We start from the raw sequence: 18922 nt of genomic DNA, 5'->3' as shown, positions 1-18922 counted from the left end.
TTTGCCGTGGAGAGGCTTGCTATCTCCGGAGAAATGTGGATTCGACAATAGATCAAAAGTCGAAATTATCTATAATTTCCATCGGTCGAAGGAATCCCCATGACAGACATCGCATTCACGTCCCGTAAGCCATTCTTCAGCCCACTCCGGCTCCAGGACCGCTCCCTTGGCTGGCAGGCCGGCGCCGTGGTGCTCGGCACGCTGTTCCTGGCGCTGTCCTCCTACATCGAGGTGCCGATGGTGCCTGTCCCCGTGACCATGCAGACCTTCGCCGTGACGCTCATCGGCGCGCTCTATGGCTGGCGGCTTGGCGCGCTCACCATAGCGGCATGGCTGGTCGAAGGCGCGGCCGGCTTTCCCGTCCTGGCCGGAGGCGCTGCCGGTTTGCAGCATTTCGTCGGGCCGACCGGCGGCTATCTCTTCGCGTTCCCGGTCACCGGCGCGCTGGTCGGCTGGCTGGCCGAGCGTGGCTGGAACGGCAATAGGGTGGTGCTTGCCTTCGCCGCCATGCTGCTCGGCAACCTTGTCTGCCTTGCGCTCGGCACGGCCTGGCTTGCCGTCATGATCGGTGCCGGGAAGGCCATCACTTTCGGCTTCCTGCCGTTCATCGTCGGCGGGTTGTTGAAGTCGGCGCTCGGTGCGGCGACGCTCATGGCGCTTCGCGGCGGCAAGGCGAAGCCGGTCAATCCGTGAAGATCGGGCCATGAAGATCGGGCCATGACGATCAGGCCATGACAATCAGGCTGCGCGCCCATCACCTCCTTTGCCTGCTCACCTATGTAGGCAAGGGATACAGCCCCGCCTTCACCGCCAATTACGACGGGATCGCGGAGCGCCTGAACTGGGGCGAGGACATCCTCCTCGTTTCCGGTCCAGACGATATCTGCGCTCCATTGCTTGACGAGCCTGAACCGCACTGCCTGGGCGACAGCGCGGCCGCACGCGACCAGCTGGCCGCGCAGGACGTGGAGGAACTGCTGGCCCGGTCAATCCATGCCGGCATCCGCCTCGATCTCGATGCCACCATGCTGATACGGATGCGGCAGGCATTTTCGACCGGCCTCGTGCGCACGGCGTGCGGCGGCTGCGAATGGAGCGGGCTGTGCGGCACCATCGCCGCCGGCGGTTATCCCGATACGCGGCTGCAGCGGCCCGTTGACGCGCAAGATTGTCCCTTCTAGCCATGGTTTGTTAATCGGGTGACCCGATTGTGAATTTCATGTGGATTGAAGCGCGACCCCAAAAAGGCCATGCTTTGCCTGGAAAGATCGAGTCTACGTCGATCCCGCTGACGCGGAGATGGCGCCTGGCTGAAAGGGATATGATGCAGCAAGGACGTGCGCGCTGGCTGACAAGGCTGGCAATTGTGACCGGCATGGCGATTTCGGCTTTGCCGGCCTATGCCAAGCAATCCACTGAACCGGTCAAGATCTCGTCGTTCTCCGGCGCCTATCTGGCTGCCAGGATCGCCGAAGGCGACAACGACCTCGATAGCGCCATCGCCTACTACAAGCAGGCTCTGGCCTTTAACCCGGGCGACACCGGCCTGCAGCAAAGCCTGATGCTGTCGCTGGTCGCGCAAGGACGCTTCGACGAATCCCTGGTCTATGCCGACAAGCTCAAGGAAGTGCCCGATGTCGAGCGCTTCTCGCGCCTGGCGCTGGCCGTCGATTCCTTCCACAAGAAGGATTTCACCAAAGCGCAGTACTGGCTCAAGCTATCGCTGGAATCCGATCTGGACCGGCTGATTTCAGGCGTTATGTCCGGTTGGGCGCAGCAAGGCGCCGGTGAGACCGCCGACGCGATGGCATCGATCGACAAGCTGCAGGGACCGGACTGGTTCGGCCTGTTCAAGTCCTTCCACCGCGCACTGATCGCCGACGCCTCCAACATGCCCGAAAAGGCCGAGGCGATCTATACCGCGACGTTGCAGGATACCGCCGCCGGCGGTGCGGCTCCCGAAACCTGGATGCGCAATGCGCAGGCCTATGCCTCGTTCCTGGCCCGCAAGGGCGACAAGGCCAAGGCGATCTCGGTGCTCAACCAGGCCGAGGCGTTTTCGCCGGGCAAGCTGGAAATCGTCGCCTTGCGTGACAGGATTGCCAAGGGCGACAAGATTGCGCCCTTCGTTTCCGGCCCGTCCGACGGTGCCTCCGAGATCCTGCTCGATCTCGCCACCGCGCTCAATCGTGGCGGCGGCGAGCCGTTCGTTCGTCTCTACCTGCAATATGCTCTCGCCTTGAAGCCCGACAGCGATGCGGCGCTTGTGCAGCTTGCCGCGGTCGCCGAGCAATTGAAGGACGGCGAGGGCGCCATCGCGCTTTATCGGCGGATCCCCGATTCTTCGCCGCTGAAGGAGCTTTCGGACCTGCAACTCGGCCTCAACCTTGCCGATCTCGGCCGCCATGACGAGGCGATCACGCATCTCAAGGCATTCGTCGATGCCCATCCCACCGACATGCGCGCCTATCTGGCGCTTGGCGGGGTCTATTCCTCGAAGGATGATTTCCGCTCGGCCGCCAATCTCTACGACAAGGCTGTCGAGGTGCTGAAGACGCCGACGGCGGCCAACTGGAACATCTTCTACCAGCGCGGCATCGCCTATGAGCGCCTGAAGGAATGGCCGAAGGCCGAGCCGAATTTCCGCAAGGCGCTGGAGTTGCAGCCGGATCAGCCGCAGGTGCTCAACTATCTCGGCTATTCCTGGGTCGACATGAATACGAACCTGAAGGAAGGCCTGGCGATGATCCAGAAGGCCGTCGATCTCAGGCCGAGCGACGGTTATATCGTGGATTCGCTGGGCTGGGCTTATTTCCGGCTCGGCAGGTTCGATGACGCGGTGCGCGAGATGGAGCGCGCCGTATCGCTGAAACCGGAAGATCCGGTGCTGAACGACCATCTCGGTGACGCCTACTGGCGCGTCGGCCGCAAGCTGGAGGCCACCTTCCAGTGGAACCAGGCCCGCGCCCTGAAGCCCGATCCCGATGTGCTGGCCGCCCTGCAGCAGAAATTGATGAAGGGCTTGCCGCCGATCGAGTCCAACACGGCGCAGGAAACCCCGAAGGTCAAGCCCGAGCCGGTGCCCGCCCCGAAGGGCTGAGATCGTCTTTTGAATGCGGACGGGGCTCTTTTCAGGGCCCCGTTTTCGTCTGGAAAGGTGTCGATACGCTGCTGTCTCAGAACAGCTTGCGATAGACAACAAAGCCGGACCGTTCGCCGACCTTGTCATAGAGCTTCATTGCCGTGTTGTTGGTTTCTTGCGTAAGCCAGTATACCCGGCCCGAACCGGCGGCTTGGGCGCGCTCATAGACGCCTTCGATCAGGGCGCGGCCGATGCCCTTTCCACGCGAGGCTTTCGAGGTGAAAAGGTCTTGCAGATAACAGTTCGGCGCGATCGCCGTCGTGCTGCGGTGGAGGAGATAGTGCACGAGGCCGAGAAGCCGTCCGTCGCTTTCGGCAACCAGGGCATGGACCGGCTCATAGGCATCGAAGAAGCGCGACCATGTCATCGCCGTGATCTCGCTTGCCAGCGCCGTCTCGGCCGAGCGGCCATAAAAGGCATTGTAGCCATCCCACAGCGGCAGCCATCGGTCGAAATCCCGCCGTGTGACGGGGCGGACGATGATGGAACTGGGCATGGCTGAACCTGTGTCGCTGTTGTGAGGGATCGAACAGACCTCAGGCTCTCCGAGCCGGCAATGGGCCAGTCCCCTGCAAAACCTTCACTATCATGCGGTACACTCACGCCGGCCTGCATCCGAAACGCCTTGCTTGACGCTTCGCCGCCATGTCTCTAGGACGGGCCGGCAAGAGCATGATCCCAAAAAGTGGGTACCGGTTTTTGGGAAAGATCATGCTCGAACAAATAGATAGAGCCCGTCCCGATTGCGTCGGGATGGAACAGGCTCTAGCCGTTGCTGTCGAGGCCACCGTGACCATTGAAATCCCCGCCCACATGCACCCCAGCCGTTCGTTCCAGGGGCTGATCCTGACCCTGCACAACTACTGGGCCGCCTATGGTTGCGTCATCCTCCAGCCTTACGACATGGAAGTGGGCGCTGGCACGTTTCATCCGGCAACGACGCTGCGCGCGCTTGGCCCCCGGCGCTGGAACGCCGCCTATGTCCAGCCCTCGCGCCGTCCCAAGGATGGCCGCTATGGCGAGAACCCGAACCGGCTGCAGCATTATTATCAGTATCAGGTGATCCTGAAGCCGAACCCGCCGAACCTGCAGGAACTCTATCTCGGCTCGCTGGCGGCGATCGGCGTTGACCCGCTGCTGCACGACATCCGCTTCGTCGAAGACGACTGGGAAAGCCCGACACTGGGCGCCTGGGGGCTCGGCTGGGAATGCTGGTGCGACGGCATGGAAGTGTCGCAGTTCACCTATTTCCAGCAGGTCTGCGGCATCGAATGTGCGCCGGTGGCGGGCGAACTGACCTACGGGCTCGAGCGCCTGGCCATGTATGTGCAGGGTGTAGACAATGTCTACGATCTCAACTTCAACGGCCGTGAAGGCGCCGACAAGGTGACGTATGGCGACGTCTTCCTGCAAGCCGAGCAGGAATATTCGCGCCACAATTTCGAATACGCCAATACGGCGATGCTGCTCAGGCACTTCGAGGATGCCGAGGCCGAGTGCAAGGCGCTGCTCGATGCCGGCGCCCCGGCTTCGAACGACAATCTGCCGATGCACAGGATGGTCTTCCCCGCCTACGACCAGTGCATCAAGGCCAGCCACGTCTTCAACCTGCTCGATGCGCGTGGCGTGATCTCGGTCACCGAGCGGCAGAGCTACATCCTGCGGGTGCGCAACCTGGCGAAGGCCTGCGGCGAGGCATTTTTGAAGACGCAGGCAGGTGGGTTGGCGGCTTAGCCAACTGCTTTCGGGAATACGGCGGAGATCCTGATCGGCGCCACGTTCTGACCGCTTGCGCTGTCGATCGTCCGCAATGCTTGCCGCACGCCCGGCATCGAGAAAGCGCCATGGACCTGCGCGCCGAAACAGGCGCTGAGCGCGAGGATCTGCAGAAGTCTGGATGCCGTTTTCATGGTCGTTCAGCCAATAGTTTCCTGCCTGAGCGTGGGTCGCTTCAGCGCTGCGTTCGGTTCATGGAAATCTTTGATCCAAGGACGGGTCGAACCACCTTGCTCCGACAGTGCGGGCAAAATTTCTGGAAAGGGTGATAGCGGGCAGCCGAGTTGCTATGCGCTCTTTACCTCCCCCTGGATGGGGGAGGTCGCCGCGAAGCGGCGGGTGGGGGTGACAGCGCGATTTCCCATGCCAAAACTCGATCGGTTCAAGCTGCGTTCCGCTCAACGGCTTCGTGCGGCAATGACCGACGAGGAACGCATCCTGTGGCGACATCTATGGCGCATTCCAGTCGAAGGCACCCATTTCCGCAGACAGGCGTCGGTCGGTATCTACTTCCCCGATTTCATCTCACACCGGCTAAAGCTGATCGTCGAAGTGGACGGCGCCCACCACAGCTTCGATGATCAGCAGCGCCATGACGAGCATCGAACAAATGGTTCGAGAGTCAGGGTTATCGCGTCATCCGCTTCTGGAACCACGAAATCAAAAACGAACTGGATTCCGTGCTCGATACGATTTATGCGGCGGTGGAAGAACGAAAATCACACCTTGGCCCGCGAGACGCCGAAGGCGCTTGAGGCTGAGACGCCGCCACCCCACCCCGGCGCTAACGCGCCGACCCTCCCCATCAAGGGGAGGGTGAGGAGCCACCCCGATGCCCGACCTGCTTCTAGAACTTCGTTCCGAGGAAATCCCGGCCCAGCCGCGCGCCCGCAGCGCCGAAGGCGCGAGGATGCGCAAACAGGAAAACGGCATGCGGGTGGAGAGACTGTGATGCCGGATCTTTTGCTCGAACTTCGTTCCGAGGAAATCCCGGCCCGCATGCAGCGCAAGGCGGCAGGGGATCTCAGGAAGATGCTGACCGACGGGCTGGTCGAGGCGGGCCTGATCTATGAGGCGGCGCGCGAGTATTGGACGCCGCGGCGGCTGACCCTCGACATCCGTGGCCTCACCGCGCGCTCGAAAGATATTCAAGAGGAGATCAAGGGGCCGTCGACCACGGCGCCTGAACAGGCGGTGCAGGGATTCCTGCGCAAGGCGGGGCTGGCTTCGATCGCCGAGGCGCATGTCCATTCCGATCCGAAGAAGGGCGATTTCTATGTCGCCCACATTTCGAAGCCGGGCAGGGCGGCCGAAGAAATCATCGCCGAACTGGTGCCGGGTATCATCCGCAATTTCCCCTGGCCGAAATCGATGCGCTGGGGGCCGGCCTCGGCCAAGCCGGGTTCGCTGCGCTGGGTGCGGCCGCTGCAATCCATCCTGTGCTCCTTCGGCCCGGAGACCGAGGAACCGGTCGTGGTCGATTTCGAGATCGACGGCATCCGCTCCGGCAACGTGACCTACGGCCATCGCTTCCTCGCGCCGGGCCAAATCACCGTGCGTCGCTTCGATGACTATGTGAGCAAGCTGGAAGCCGCGAAGGTCGTTCTCGATGCCGACCGGCGCAAGGAGATCATCCTCGCCGACGCCCGCAATCTTGCCTTCGCCAACGGGCTCGACCTTGTCGAGGACGAAGGCTTGCTTGAAGAGGTGTCCGGGCTGGTCGAATGGCCTGTCGTGCTGATGGGCGAGTTCGAGGAGGCTTTCCTGGCCATTCCGGCCGAGGTGATCCGGCTGACTATCCGCGCCAACCAGAAATGCTTTGTGACGCGGCCGCAAGGCGCCGGCGATGCGCTATCCAACCGCTTCATCCTCACCGCCAACATCGAGGCCAAGGACGGTGGCAAGGAGATTGCCCACGGTAACGGCAAGGTGGTGCGCGCCCGTCTCTCGGACGCGCTCTATTTCTGGACGACCGACCAGGGCGATCTGCCTGATCTCGGCGAGCTCGACGCATCGGCGAAGAAGTTCGGCCTCGACCTGAAAAAACCGCTCGACCAGCGCATGGCCCGGCTCGACCATCTCGGCGTCACCTTCCACGCCAAGCTCGGCACGCAGGGCGAACGGGTGGGACGCATCATGCGGCTGGCGGAAGAACTGGCGCCGATGGTGGCGAAGTTGATCTCCCCCCTTGAGGGGGAGATGGCCGGCAGGCCAGAGGGGGTCGCTTCGCATGAAGCGCCTGCGTCCTCTGTCGGCGATAAGGCGTCGCTCCCCGTCGGACCGACCTCCTCTGTCGCCTTCGGCGACATCTCGCCCTCGAGGGTGGAGATGTCCGCGCTCGCACGCCGCGCTGCCGTCCTGGCCAAAGCCGATCTCACCACCGAAGTGGTTGGCGAATTCCCCGAACTGCAGGGCGCCATGGGCCGCAAATACGCGCTGCTACAAGGCGAGCATCCATCCGTGGCTGCCGCCATCGAGGAACATTACAAGCCGCAAGGCCCGTCTGATTATGTGCCGAGCGATCCGGTGTCGGTGGCTGTCGCGCTGGCCGACAAGCTGGATACGTTGGTCGGCTTCTGGGCCATCGATGAAAAGCCGACGGGGTCGAAGGACCCCTATGCCTTGCGTCGCGCTGCACTGGGCGTGGTCAGGATTTTGGTCGAAAACCGAATTCAATTGCGGCTGGCTTCCCTTTTCGCGAGCGCTGGCGCACGTTATTCAGGAAGTGGGGCGGATCAGATAAGCGACCTCCTCGCCTTCTTCCACGATCGCCTGACGGTTTATCTTCGCGACCAGGGCGCCCGCCACGACCTCATCGACGCGGTGATCACCCCGCAGTCCGACGACCTCCTGCAGATCGTCCGCCGCGTCGAAGCGTTGGGTTCGTTCCTCGACAGCGAGGACGGCAGGAATCTGCTCGCCGGCACCAAGCGTGCGGCCAACATCCTGGCCGCCGAGGAGAAGAAGAAAACGCTCGTAGCCGAAACCGTTGAGCCGGCACTGTTCAGGGAAGAGGCCGAGAAATCGCTGTTTGCGGCGGTGAATCAAGCTGAGAAGCAAGCCGGCGAAGCGATTCAAAATGAAGATTTTTCGGCTGCCATGCTGGCGCTTAGCGCGTTACGCGAACCCGTTGATTCATTCTTCGAGCATGTTCTCGTGAATGATGAGGATCAGGCGGTGCGCGCCAACCGCCTGGCGCTGCTCGCTCGCATCCGCGAGGCCACCGGCAAAGTCGCGGATTTCTCGAAAATCGCTGGTTAAGAGCCCGGAAAATATCTTCCGGCCGGCCGTTCGAGCCGGCTTACAGTCATATGACGATGATCTCTCCATGGCAAAAGGGACATGTTCCCAACCCAACGGAGGCTTCCATGAATTCCGATCACGACATCGAAGTGACAGAAGAAACCTCGGCTCCCGCCGAGGCGCTTGAATCCGCTTCCGAAAGCGATCGCGCCGACGCCGCTGCGATCGAAGCCGCCGATCATTCTGACGAGGACAGCGACGAGGAAGATGGCGACGACGAAGAGTCTGACGACGCCGAAGCCGCCACACCGTCGGGTGACGACGAAGAAGAGGACGAGGACGAAGACGACACCGAGGGCGCGGTGAAGCCCGAAGGCGGCGACGACGAGAGCGAAGAAGAATCCGAAGACGGCGAGTCGGAAGACGACGACAAGGAAGAAGCCGCCTGAGATTCCAGTACGGCCTGTCGGGAAGAAAGGGCGGCGCATCGGCGTCGTCCTTTTGTCTCCCAAACGCTGGTTTGATCAGTTTTCCAGGATGCTGACGCGCACGCTGTTTTCGTAGACGTCGACCTGGACCAGCGGTTCGCCATCGACGATGGCGCGCTTGGTCGAGGAACTCATCGCGCCGGGACGCTCCAGCATGCGCTGCAGATCCGCGCGTTGATCGTTGGTCCTGAACCAGGCGTCACTCTCATCGCCGCTGTCGCGACGATGGAATTTGTGCCAGTTGGCGCGGTCCTGCCGCACCATCTGCGCCGCGTTGTCCAATGCATAGCCGTCGCTTGCCTGATGATCGCGATCGGAAATACGCGCCACATAGGATCCGAGCATCTCATCCGCATGGGCCGCGCCGGCGCTCAGAAATGACGCGAACAAAAGCCCCGCCGCGTTGATGGTTCTGGACTTTCTCATGATCAACCCCCTTTGAAACGAAGAAATCCCGCCCGCCAGACCCGCCTGGCCAAAGCGCAGTCGGCAGCGGGCGCCGAAGCGTCATCAAGCTGTCAACGTCTTGGCACGTCCGCTGGCCGCTGGCGGCTACTTGACCTTGCCGACCCCCGAGGCGGGTGGCGTCGGTGCGGCCGCCGGTGCGATTGGCTTCTTCTGCGTGCCCGACGCCGGAGCGGCCGAGGCGGTTGCCTTGGCAGGCGTGGGCGCAGGAGTGGCCGCAGCCGGTGCCTTGCCCTGTGCGGGCGTCGAGAACGCGCTGCCGACGACCCCGCCACGAATGATCATCGGACTTTGCTTGAAACCGTGCGGCGCTTCGGGCTCGTTGGGAATCGCGGCCACCTTCTCATAGGTGACGTCGGGCTCGCCGAGCGCAACGACGGACACCACATCGCTCGCCTTGGTGTCGGTCGCCTTCAGGGTAAGGATGGACGGCGTCGAAGTCGGCGCGCCGGGAAAAACCAGTGAGGAGGCCTGAGACTCGCAGCTCAACGCCGCCAGGGTGATCCCCAGCAGGATACGCATAGACACGATGGATCGCTCCCTTTGCCCCAGTAGCCGCGATGATAGCGCGCCGGGATTGATGCCGGCTTTCGTGGAAACATAGCATTTTAGGGATTGATAATTCGCCAAGACCCATTCTTGCCTGACAGCCGGCTTGCCCAACACCCGCCATCGTACTACGCACCCCTCAACTGTGAGGTGACGAGAGTGGCTGAAATACTTGCCGCCGGCGAAGCGTTGGAGCGGGCGCTGGCTTTGCTTCAGGGCGGCGATGTCGTCGCCATCCCGACCGAAACCGTCTACGGGCTCGCCGGCGACGCCACCAATGGCATCGGCGTGGCGCGCATCTTCGAGGCCAAGGGGCGGCCGCGTTTCAATCCGCTGATCGCCCATGTCGCCGACATGGCGATGGCCGAGCGCATCGCCGTATTCGATCCGCTGTCCAGGAAATTGGCGTTTGCCTTCTGGCCGGGCCCGCTGACCCTGGTGCTGCCGCAGCGGCCTGGCAATGGCATTCATCCGCTGGTCACGGCCGGGCTCGATACGATCGCCTTGCGCATGCCGAGGGGCTTTGGCGGCGATCTCATCGCAAAACTCGGCCGGCCGCTCGCCGCACCCAGCGCCAATTCATCCGGCAAGATCAGCGCCACGACTGCGCAAGCAGTGGCGGCGGACCTCGGCGCGCGCATCAAGCTGGTGGTCGATGGTGGCGCGACGCCAGTGGGGTTGGAATCGACCATCCTCAAGCCCGAAGACGGGAGATTGCGACTACTTCGTCCCGGCGGCATTGCCGCCGGGGAGATCGAGACGGAGATCGGCATGGAGCTGTTGCGTGGTGGTGCGGCCGGCGTCGAGGCACCGGGCATGCTTGCCTCGCACTATGCGCCGGGTGCGGCTGTTAGGCTCAATGCCGGCAAAGTTGGCAAGGACGAAGCGTTGCTTGCTTTCGGTCGCCAACGGGCTGAAGGCTGGCACCATGCCGCCGCATTCCGAAACCTCTCCGAAACGGCTGACCTGCGCGAAGCAGCGAGCAATCTTTTCGCCTACATGCAGGACCTCGACCGCAGCGGCGCACGCATCATCGCGGTCGAGAAGGTGCCCTCCGATGGGCTCGGTGAAGCCATCAACGACCGGCTGTCTCGTGCCGCCGCCCCTCGTGACAACACAGAGCCCACACCATAATTTTCCCACATGACCGAAACCGCAAAGACACTTGATCCCGCTCTCATCGATCGCTTCGCGGCGATCGTCGGTGCCAAATATGCGCTGCGCGACCAGCAGGACATCGCGCCTTATCTCATCGAGCGGCGCGGGCTCTGGCATGGCGCGACGGCGCTTGTGCTGCGGCCGGGCAGCGTCGACGAGGTCAGCCGGATCATGCGGCTGGCGACCGAGACAGGAACGCCCATCGTGCCGCAAAGCGGCAACACCGGGCTGGTCGGCGCCCAGGTGCCGGACAGCTCCGGCCGCGAGGTCATCCTGTCGCTATCGCGGTTGAACCGCATCCGCGAGATCGATGTCCTGTCCAACACCGTGACGGTCGAGGCCGGTGTCATCCTGCAGACATTGCAGGAGGCGGCGGATGCCGCCGACAGGCTGTTTCCGCTGTCGCTAGCCGCGCAGGGCTCCTGCCAGATCGGCGGCAACCTCTCTTCCAACGCCGGCGGCACCGGCGTGCTTGCCTATGGCAATGCGCGCGAACTCTGCCTCGGCGTCGAGGTGGTGCTGCCGACCGGCGAGGTGTTCGACGATTTGCGCAAGCTCAAGAAGGACAACACCGGCTACGACCTGAAGAACCTGTTCGTCGGCGCCGAAGGCACGCTCGGTGTCATCACCGCCGCCGTGCTTAAACTGTTTCCCAAGCCGAAGGGACGCGAGGTCGCGTTCGTCGGCCTGTCGTCGCCGCAAGCAGCGCTTTCCCTGTTCAGCCTGGCCATGGACCGCGCCGGGGCCGCGCTCACCGCTTTCGAACTGATCGGCAAGCGGCCATACGACTTCACGCTGGCGCATGCACAGGGTGTGACGCGGCCGCTGATGGAGGATTGGCCATGGTATGTGCTGATGCAGATTTCATCGGGCCGCTCGCCGGAAGATGCGCGGGCGTTGATCGAGGATGTGCTCTCGGCGGGCCTCGATCAGGACTTCGTCGGTGATGCCGTCATCGCGGCGAGCCTTGGGCAAGGCGACGCCTTCTGGAATTTCCGCGAGCTGCTGCCTGAAGCGCAGAAGCCGGAAGGCGCCTCGATCAAGCACGACATCTCCGTGCCGATCGCGTCCATCCCGCGCTTCATCGAGGAGGCCGCCGGCGCGGTGGCGTCGGTGAGTGCCGGTGCCCGCGTGGTCTGCTTCGGGCATATGGGCGACGGCAACCTGCACTATAACATCTCGCGGCCCGTCGACGGCGACGACGAGGCGTTTCTCGCCCTCTACCATCCCATGAACAAGGCGGTGCATGACGTCGTGCGCAGCCTGCACGGTTCGATCTCGGCCGAGCACGGCATCGGCCAGTTGAAGCGCGACGAACTGATCGCCACCGCACCGCCGGTGGCGATCGATCTGATGCGCCGGGTAAAGGCGGCCTTCGATCCGGTCGGCATCATGAATCCCGGTAAGGTTATCTGATCCTTTCAACATCTTGTGGTCGGTGGCATTCCGATAACCATCCCTGAGATCAGCAAAATTTAACCGACTTTCTTAAGCGCGGCGGTAAGGAGCCCACGCTACTGTTTCCCCATAACGAGGCCGGGAAAACTGGCCCGGAGAGAACCGGACACCGGCTCTCAGGAGACAGACAGGAAGGCACTCTATGAACACTGGACTGAAGCCAGTCTGGGCGGGACGCAACATGCGCCTCGACCCATTCCGACTGCCGCAGGTGGTCAGCTACGCGACGCGCGATGACTATGGCGACGTGACGTTCACCATCGACCATCGTGGCGCCGTGATCCGCCGCATGCTCGAGATGAGCGGCGTGCCGGCGATCATCGCTCTGCCTGCCAACGCGTTCCGCGGCGTGGCCGCCCGCGCGATGGAGGATCCGGATGGCAATGTCACGGTGACCCTTGAACTCCTGCACAACGATCCGATGTTGTCGGTGCCGCTGCTGGTGGCCGACGACCTCGACGATGTCGCGGCCGACTGGCGCGCCTGGGCCGATGCCTACCGCCTGCCGATGCTCTTGATTGAATCGGACGGCGTGGCCCGCACCCTGGAAGAATCGCTCGGCGCCGCCATCAAGACGCTGCCGCCGCAGGATCGCCGCAAGGGTCGCGTTTCCAACACGCGCCGCCCGCGCTTCCTCGCCCGCCGCAGGGCTGGCGACCTTGGCCTCAGGCTGGTCATCGACGGCCAGGAGATCATTTCTCGGGAGTAACTTCGCCTTGCACAGTTGGCGAAACCATCAATGACAGCCTCCTTCTCCCCGTCACTATACGGGGAGAAGTGCCCGGCAGGGCGATGAGGGGCGGCGCTGACTTGGCGTTGTCCACCTCAAAACCTGATCTGACGGACGCCCTATATCGCTGCTAAATTCATTTTGCTCCAAGGTTGGCGCTGCCCCTCATCCGGCTGCCGCCACCTTCTCCCCGTATAGTGACGGGGAGAAGTCAGAAGCCGCTAGACCAGCGGCTTGAGCGCCACCCATAGCGCGCCGCCGATCAGGCCGAGGAAGATCAGCCAGCCGACCTGGTTGTTGGACCGGAACAGCCGCAGGCACTGGTCCGGATCGTTGATGTCCAGGACCGCGATCTGCCGGGCCATATGGGCGCCGGCGGCGATCAGCCCGGCCAGCGCCACCACCGGTGCCTGCGCCGACGCGAAGGCGACGGCGAAGCAGATCAGCGTGCCGCCGTAGAGCCCCGCCAGCCACGCTTTGGTGTTGTCGCCGAACAACCGCGCCGTCGAGCGCACGCCGACAATGGCGTCGTCTTCCTTGTCCTGGTGCGCATAGATCGTGTCGTAGCCGATCACCCACAGGATCGAGCCGATATAGAGCATGATGGCGGGTCCATCGAGATCGCCGAACTCGACCGCCCATCCCATCAGCGCGCCCCAGGAAAAGGCAAGGCCGAGAAACAATTGCGGCCAGTTGGTTATCCGCTTCATGAATGGATAGACGGCGACGATGGCCAACGAACAGACGCCGAGCAGGATGGCGAAGCTGTTGAACTGGACGAGCACGGCAAGGCCGACCAGGGCCTGCAGCACGAGAAACAGCCAGGCCCGCCGGCGGGTGGTCTGGCCCGATGGTAACGGGCGCGAACGGGTGCGTTCGACCTGGTTGTCGATACCCTCGTCGACGATGTCGTTATAGGTGCAGCCAGCGCCGCGCATCGCGATGGCGCCGACCAGGAACAGCACGAGATACAATGGCGCGGGCAGCAGCGAGAGCAGCGGGTCGCCAGGCCGCGGATAGGCGCTGGCCGCCAGCGCCGCCGACCACCAGCACGGCCATAAGAGCAGCTGCCAGCCGATCGGCCTGTCCCATCGCGCAAGCTGCGCATAGGGCCAAACTTGGCGCGGCAGCACCCGGTAGACCCAATGGCCGTTCGGTGCATCGGCGACACGGCCCTGGGCCGCTTTCGACTGGATAGGTTCCATGTCCATGGAGTGGCAGCAGCCGCGGAAACCGTCAAGCGGCAACCTGACCGCGGCACGGCGCCGGGCGCTGTCGCTGCGCTGGGTCGGCGACGATGCCCATTATGTCGAGCGGCCGGGCCGCATGTCGCCGCCCTATTATGGCCACGGCATGCAGCCAGGCCAAAAACTGCGCGAGGACTGGTTTCCGGTCGTCTTTCCCGGCTGAAGCGAGCGCCAGAAGATCGGCGGCGTTGCCCGCCACCGGTTGTCGGCGGGGGTAACGTTCCCGTGCGCAAATCCCGGCAAAGCGCCCGGATGTCTTGACCCGTCGTCCAGAGAGCAATAGCGGGTTCTCTTGGAACAGTCGGTATCAAGAGGTGGCCATGAACGTTCTTCTTCTCGGCTCCGGCGGCCGCGAACATGCGCTCGCCTGGAAGATTGCCGCGTCGCCTCTGCTGGCCAAGCTCTATGCGGCCCCCGGCAATCCGGGCATCGGCAGTGAGGCCGAACTGGTGAAGCTGGACATTGCGGACCACGCCGCCATTGCCGCTTTCTGCAAGGACAAGAACATCGACCTTGTCGTGGTCGGGCCGGAAGGGCCGCTTGTCGCCGGCATCGCGGACGATCTGCGCGCCGAAAATATCCGCGTCTTCGGGCCTTCGAAGGCCGCCGCACGGCTGGAAGGCTCGAAGGGTTTTACCAAGGATCTCTGCGCCCGATATAACATCCCGACCGCCTCCTATGGCCGTTTCAGCGATCTCGCCTCCGCCAAGTCCTATGTCGAAAAGACTGGCGCGCCGATCGTCATCAAGGCCGACGGGCTGGCCGCCGGCAAGGGGGTCACTGTCGCCATGACGCTGGACGAGGCGCGGGCGGCCCTCGATGCCTGTTTCGAGGGTTCCTTCGGCGCAGCCGGCGCCGAGGTGGTGATCGAGGAATTCATGACCGGCGAGGAAGCGAGCTTCTTCTGCCTTTGCGACGGCACCACTGCGTTGCCCTTCGGCAGCGCGCAGGATCACAAGCGCGTCGGCGATGGCGACGTCGGTCCTAACACCGGCGGCATGGGCGCCTATTCGCCGGCCCCGGTGATGACGCCGGAGATGGTGGAGCGCACCATGCGCGAAATCATCGAGCCGACCATGCGCGGCATGGCGGAACTCGGCGCGCCCTTCACCGGCATTCTCTTCGCCGGCCTGATGATCACGGATAACGGGCCGAAGCTGATCGAATACAACACCCGCTTCGGCGATCCGGAATGCCAGGTGCTGATGATGCGGCTGAAGGACGATCTGCTGGTGCTGCTCAACGCCGCGACCGACGGCCAGCTTGCGCATATGTCGGTGCGCTGGCGCGACGAGGCGGCGCTCACCGTGGTGATGGCGGCGAGAGGCTATCCCGGCACGCCGGAAAAAGGCTCCGTCATCCGCGGTGTCGAGGACGCCGCGGGCGAAGGTGTCCAGATATTCCATGCCGGTACGGCCATCAACGGCGGTGCGCTGGTTGCCAATGGCGGCCGCGTCCTCAATGTCACGGCGACCGGCGCCACGGTCGGTGAGGCGCAGACGCGAGCCTATGCCGCGCTCGACCGGATCGACTGGCCGGACGGATTCTGCCGCCGCGACATCGGCTGGCAGGCGGTGGCGCGCGAGCGGGCGGGTTGACGTCCAGATGACAGCTTACTGCTGGCCGTGAGTGAGCTCGGTCGAAGCGGTGCTGACCGGGTCGGCGGCGGCAAACGCGGCGTCTAATTGCGCGGGTGAGCGCTGTCCGATCCGCTTCCAGGCGACATATTCGACGATGCCGAAGCCTGGCCGTCGCGGCACCGTCTTCACGACAGGCATGCGGAACCCGTCGCGGAATTTTGACCAGCGCGAGCCGAGCACCGCGACCATTTCCTCCAATGTCGGCGGCGTCGCCACATCGGCATAAATGATGGTGGCCTTGCCGGCCAACGCCGCTTCCCTCGAGAGCGGCACCGGTACGCTGGCAAGATAGTCGGACGGCACGTCGATCAGCCCGCCGAAGGGCCACTGCTGGCGCAATGTGACGGCATCCGTCGGCACGACGTTGACGTCGATGTCGTCGGGCGTGCCGGCAACTCTGTAGGGGCAACGGAAGCGGCCGCAATTGGCCTGCGCCGAGAACTGCCAGAGCGCGTAGCCCCGCCAGTTGCCCATCGGAAAATGCACGTCGATGTCAGGCTTGTAGCGCGCGTACCAGAGCGGCAGCCGCGACAGGAGCCGGTATTTGTAGCGGTTGTCGGCGATGAACTGGGCGGTCTTGCCGTTGGTGTAGAGCACCGGGAATCGTCCAACGCGCCGATGCACCTGGCGCACGAATTCCTCGGCATCGTCGAGCGACATCCATTGCGAGGGATCGTTGCCTTCGAGGTCGAGAGCCATGAGATCGTCGGGCGCAGGATCGGCGAAATCGAGGAAATTGTTGGCCTGCTCGACCGGATTGCCGGGGCGGGCGAGGTGATAGGCACCCCATTTCAGTCCGAGCGCCTTGGCGACGACCCTGCGCGTCTGGAACAGTTCGCGTGTCACCGCGTGGCGTTTCCACAACGCTTTGCACAGCTTCACCTCGGTATCGCCGCCGGAGCAGAAATAGGGCGGCGGCATGCCGTCGGAAGCCTTGTTGATGAAGGCGACGATGCGCTTGTCGGTGGCAAGTTGTGCCCAGTCGATGGAATTGTATTCGTAGGCGTCGACGACCAGCGCGCGGTCGGCGTTCTTCCACGGCTCGGAGAAGTCCGAGGCCTTGGCCGCCATCGACAGCGCCACGGTCGCCGCGAAAGCCAGAGGCATCAGTGCGTGTCGCCAGAAAATATACAGAGGTTTTAGAGAAGCGGCATGCCCAGGGAAAAAGGGTTTGACGAGCGTTGGCACAGCGCTCTTTGAACGGCGATGGAAACGCCTTGGCAATTTCAAAACAGGGAATCCCCGTTGATCAAAGGCAAATCCTGAACCGTCATGGTTAAGGAATGCTTCTCGATGCTGGGAACACCCCGTGCCAGATTAGAACACACCGCCAATACCAATTCCGCCACTGATGTCGGGAGGGGGGGCGGCGGGACGCGACGATGGCGAACGCGAGGGCGTGGAGGTCTTTCGGCTCGCCGCTCCCTTTTTGCGCAGCGGAGCGGCGTCCGACGCGACCTTCGCCGGCTTGACCTTCACGATGACCGGATCTTTGCAGACACGGCCGGAGTGCAAGAAGAGATCGCCCAGAAGTTCAACCGTTGGCTCGGTCGCCGACGCGGCCCGCTTGGTGTTCCTGTAGTAATTGTTGAGAGCTTGGACCGACTGCTTGCCCCAGTCCCCATCGGCTGTCATGCGATAGCAGCCCAAGCGGCGCAATTCCGTCTGGATGTTGCGTGCGAGGTCGGTCGCTTTCGCAGGGCCCGGCTCACCTGCCGATGTGCCGACGATCAACGTTTCAAGACCGGAAACCACGCTTTGCCGGGCTCCTTCAAGGCTGGCAAGCTGCGTACCTGCCGGTTCCGGCGAAGCGCCGGGCGGGACTGAAATTTCGGCCGATCGCAATGTTTGTCCCACGATAAGCACGGCGGTCTGTAGGTCGTTGGAAGCAAGCTCGACCTGCAGTTTTTTCTTGGCGGCCGGATCCGAGAGAATGCGAGACAGGCTGGCGCTCAACTGAGCCGGGTCGAGCTCTTGTTGCTCGGTGAAATAGAACTGCTCACGAAGGTTCGACTGGTCCCATGGAACCTGACGACCTGCGGTGAGTGCCTCGGTCTCGTTGCGAACGCGGATCATCATATCCGAGATGCTGAGCCCGGGAATCTCCACATTCCTCAACAGGGCTGTGGTAAAGGGGCTGTTGTCGCCCGAGCCATCGGCCGTGATGTTGCCTGGCTGGGTCGCGAAGGCAACAAACGTGTTTTCGCCCACTTCGACCTGGGCAAGGCCATCCATGACGCTGGCGCCTTTGCCGACCGGGTTGTTCCGGCAAGCGTCAAGAAAAATAAATGTCTGCCTCTCCCGGTTGGAAAATTTTGCGATCACGTCGTTTAGCCTGATCGCGCCCGCGGTCAGTTTTTCCAGGGTTTCGGGATCGGGTGTATCGACAGGCAGGAGATAGTTCTCTCCCTGCAACTGAACGCCGTGACCGGCATAGAAGATCACCACAGCGCTGGCGGTTGCGAGTTTGCTGTCGGCCCTGTCAAAGAGCTTGGCAAACCCGTCCGACGAAAGATCGAGCCCCGTCAGCACGTCGAAATTCAGCCTTTTCAGACTTTCGGAGAGTTGTGTGGCGTCGTTTACCGCATTGGTCAAATGTTGAAGGCGGGTGCTTCGGTAATGCGAATTGCCAATGACGATGGCAAGCCGCTGGCTTGGCTTTGACGCAAGCACTTCCTCGACCGCGGCTTGGGCACCCATCGAGCCGAAAAACACGACCAGCAGAACTGCAGCAAAGTGCCGGAAGAAACTGTAGGTCATGTCACGGGCTCGTTTCAGCTGCGACAACGTTCGCGCCGTCGAAGTGTCCGTCCGGCTGATGCGCCGTCCCCTCGGACGGCGGAAACCCGTATCTCCGAAGACTACTGAATTTTACACCACAAACCGCCTCAAAGAAAGGGCGAGGGTCTCGCGACCGCGTTTGATCGGCCGAGCGGGGCGGCGCGAACCATCGTCTTACACGTGCTTCAAAAGTCTCGCTTGGCAAGCACCCCAGCCGCGCCGGCATGCGGAAGCCGATTCGATGC

At 63.0% G+C, this 18922-nt stretch carries 18 protein-coding genes and 2 pseudogenes; 13 read left to right on the top strand and 7 right to left on the bottom strand.

Annotation, left to right across the window (positions count from 1 at the left end; translation table 11 throughout):
• Positions 1-99 precede the first annotated feature (99 nt).
• From FJ938_RS22890 to FJ938_RS22880, 3 genes are all read left to right on the top strand, one after another.
• The gene (locus tag FJ938_RS22890) at positions 100-693 is read left to right on the top strand and encodes a biotin transporter BioY (RefSeq protein ID WP_140697685.1); all 594 of its coding nucleotides are present in this window, start codon (positions 100-102) and stop codon (positions 691-693) included.
• A 38-nt stretch (positions 694-731) separates the two neighbouring features.
• On the top strand, positions 732-1181 hold the full coding sequence (locus FJ938_RS22885) for a DUF1284 domain-containing protein (RefSeq protein ID WP_140697683.1): 450 nt from the start codon (positions 732-734) through the stop codon (positions 1179-1181).
• Positions 1182-1324: 143 nt separating this feature from the next.
• Positions 1325-3100: a tetratricopeptide repeat protein gene (locus FJ938_RS22880; protein ID WP_140697734.1), complete on the top strand. Its 1776-nt coding sequence runs from the start codon at positions 1325-1327 to the stop codon at positions 3098-3100.
• Positions 3101-3176: 76 nt separating this feature from the next.
• Here FJ938_RS22880 and FJ938_RS22875 read toward each other — a convergent pair whose 3' ends face one another.
• Entirely contained in the window at positions 3177-3638 is a 462-nt protein-coding gene (locus FJ938_RS22875) for a GNAT family N-acetyltransferase (protein ID WP_140611058.1), read from the bottom strand.
• Between the two features lie 257 nt (positions 3639-3895).
• On the opposite strand from FJ938_RS22875, the gene FJ938_RS22870 reads away from it, so the two are divergent.
• Entirely contained in the window at positions 3896-4876 is a 981-nt protein-coding gene (locus FJ938_RS22870) for a glycine--tRNA ligase subunit alpha (RefSeq protein WP_181169166.1), read from the top strand.
• Here FJ938_RS22870 and FJ938_RS22865 read toward each other — a convergent pair.
• Complete coding sequence (locus FJ938_RS22865) at positions 4873-5052, bottom strand: hypothetical protein (protein ID WP_140697680.1); 180 nt, start codon at positions 5050-5052, stop codon at positions 4873-4875. The genes FJ938_RS22870 and FJ938_RS22865 overlap by 4 nt on opposite strands.
• Here FJ938_RS22865 and FJ938_RS30445 point away from each other — a divergent pair.
• From FJ938_RS30445 to FJ938_RS22850, 4 genes and pseudogenes are all read left to right on the top strand, one after another.
• Positions 5051-5470 (top strand): annotated as a pseudogene (locus FJ938_RS30445) (DUF559 domain-containing protein); the annotation flags it as partial. The gene FJ938_RS22865 and the pseudogene FJ938_RS30445 overlap by 2 nt on opposite strands.
• Positions 5471-5556: 86 nt before the next feature.
• Positions 5557-5673, top strand: a complete 117-nt coding sequence (locus FJ938_RS30085) for a hypothetical protein (RefSeq protein ID WP_246673470.1) — start codon at positions 5557-5559, stop codon at positions 5671-5673.
• Positions 5674-5869: 196 nt separating this feature from the next.
• Positions 5870-8179 carry a glycine--tRNA ligase subunit beta gene (gene glyS, locus FJ938_RS22855; RefSeq protein ID WP_140697677.1) on the top strand — a complete coding sequence of 770 codons (2310 nt, stop codon included), beginning with the start codon at positions 5870-5872 and terminating at the stop codon, positions 8177-8179.
• 107 nt (positions 8180-8286) lie between these two features.
• On the top strand, positions 8287-8610 hold the full coding sequence (locus FJ938_RS22850) for an ATPase (protein WP_140697674.1): 324 nt from the start codon (positions 8287-8289) through the stop codon (positions 8608-8610).
• Between the two features lie 75 nt (positions 8611-8685).
• Here the strand turns inward: FJ938_RS22850 and FJ938_RS22845 are convergent, their stop codons facing one another.
• Together FJ938_RS22845 and FJ938_RS22840 are read right to left on the bottom strand one after the other, a co-directional pair.
• Entirely contained in the window at positions 8686-9075 is a 390-nt protein-coding gene (locus FJ938_RS22845) for a hypothetical protein (protein WP_140697672.1), read from the bottom strand.
• A gap of 126 nt (positions 9076-9201) precedes the next feature.
• A complete protein-coding gene (locus FJ938_RS22840; RefSeq protein ID WP_246673468.1) occupies positions 9202-9744 on the bottom strand; it encodes a hypothetical protein in 543 nt (180 codons plus the stop codon).
• Between the two features lie 78 nt (positions 9745-9822).
• Between FJ938_RS22840 and FJ938_RS22835 the strand changes: the two genes are divergently transcribed.
• The 3 genes from FJ938_RS22835 (at position 9823) to FJ938_RS22825 (ending at position 12988) form a co-directional block, all read left to right on the top strand.
• The gene (locus FJ938_RS22835; protein ID WP_181169165.1) at positions 9823-10797 is read left to right on the top strand and encodes an L-threonylcarbamoyladenylate synthase; all 975 of its coding nucleotides are present in this window, start codon (positions 9823-9825) and stop codon (positions 10795-10797) included.
• A gap of 9 nt (positions 10798-10806) precedes the next feature.
• Positions 10807-12237 (top strand): FAD-binding oxidoreductase, encoded by a 1431-nt coding sequence (locus FJ938_RS22830; protein ID WP_140697663.1) that lies wholly within the window; start codon positions 10807-10809, stop codon positions 12235-12237.
• Positions 12238-12421: 184 nt separating this feature from the next.
• Complete coding sequence (locus FJ938_RS22825) at positions 12422-12988, top strand: DUF6101 family protein (protein WP_140611076.1); 567 nt, start codon at positions 12422-12424, stop codon at positions 12986-12988.
• Positions 12989-13230: 242 nt separating this feature from the next.
• Here the strand turns inward: FJ938_RS22825 and ubiA are convergent, their stop codons facing one another.
• Positions 13231-14214 carry a 4-hydroxybenzoate octaprenyltransferase gene (ubiA, locus tag FJ938_RS22820; RefSeq protein ID WP_181165675.1) on the bottom strand — a complete coding sequence of 328 codons (984 nt, stop codon included), beginning with the start codon at positions 14212-14214 and terminating at the stop codon, positions 13231-13233.
• 37 nt (positions 14215-14251) lie between these two features.
• Here ubiA and FJ938_RS22815 point away from each other — a divergent pair.
• Together FJ938_RS22815 and purD are read left to right on the top strand one after the other, a co-directional pair.
• Positions 14252-14419, top strand: a pseudogene (locus tag FJ938_RS22815) (phytanoyl-CoA dioxygenase); the annotation flags it as partial.
• A gap of 157 nt (positions 14420-14576) precedes the next feature.
• Positions 14577-15854, top strand: a complete 1278-nt coding sequence (gene purD / locus FJ938_RS22810; protein WP_140697660.1) for a phosphoribosylamine--glycine ligase — start codon at positions 14577-14579, stop codon at positions 15852-15854.
• A gap of 15 nt (positions 15855-15869) precedes the next feature.
• Here purD and FJ938_RS22805 read toward each other — a convergent pair whose 3' ends face one another.
• Together FJ938_RS22805 and FJ938_RS22800 are read right to left on the bottom strand one after the other, a co-directional pair.
• On the bottom strand, positions 15870-17003 hold the full coding sequence (locus FJ938_RS22805; RefSeq protein ID WP_181169164.1) for a glycoside hydrolase family 25 protein: 1134 nt from the start codon (positions 17001-17003) through the stop codon (positions 15870-15872).
• A 210-nt stretch (positions 17004-17213) separates the two neighbouring features.
• Positions 17214-18656: a caspase family protein gene (locus FJ938_RS22800; RefSeq protein WP_140697654.1), complete on the bottom strand. Its 1443-nt coding sequence runs from the start codon at positions 18654-18656 to the stop codon at positions 17214-17216.
• Between the last annotated feature and the right edge of the window lie 266 nt (positions 18657-18922).

Source organism: Mesorhizobium sp. B2-4-14, from assembly GCF_006442155.1.
Taxonomy (GTDB): Bacteria; Pseudomonadota; Alphaproteobacteria; order Rhizobiales; family Rhizobiaceae; genus Mesorhizobium.
This window is presented reverse-complemented; position numbering and strand designations above follow the sequence as displayed.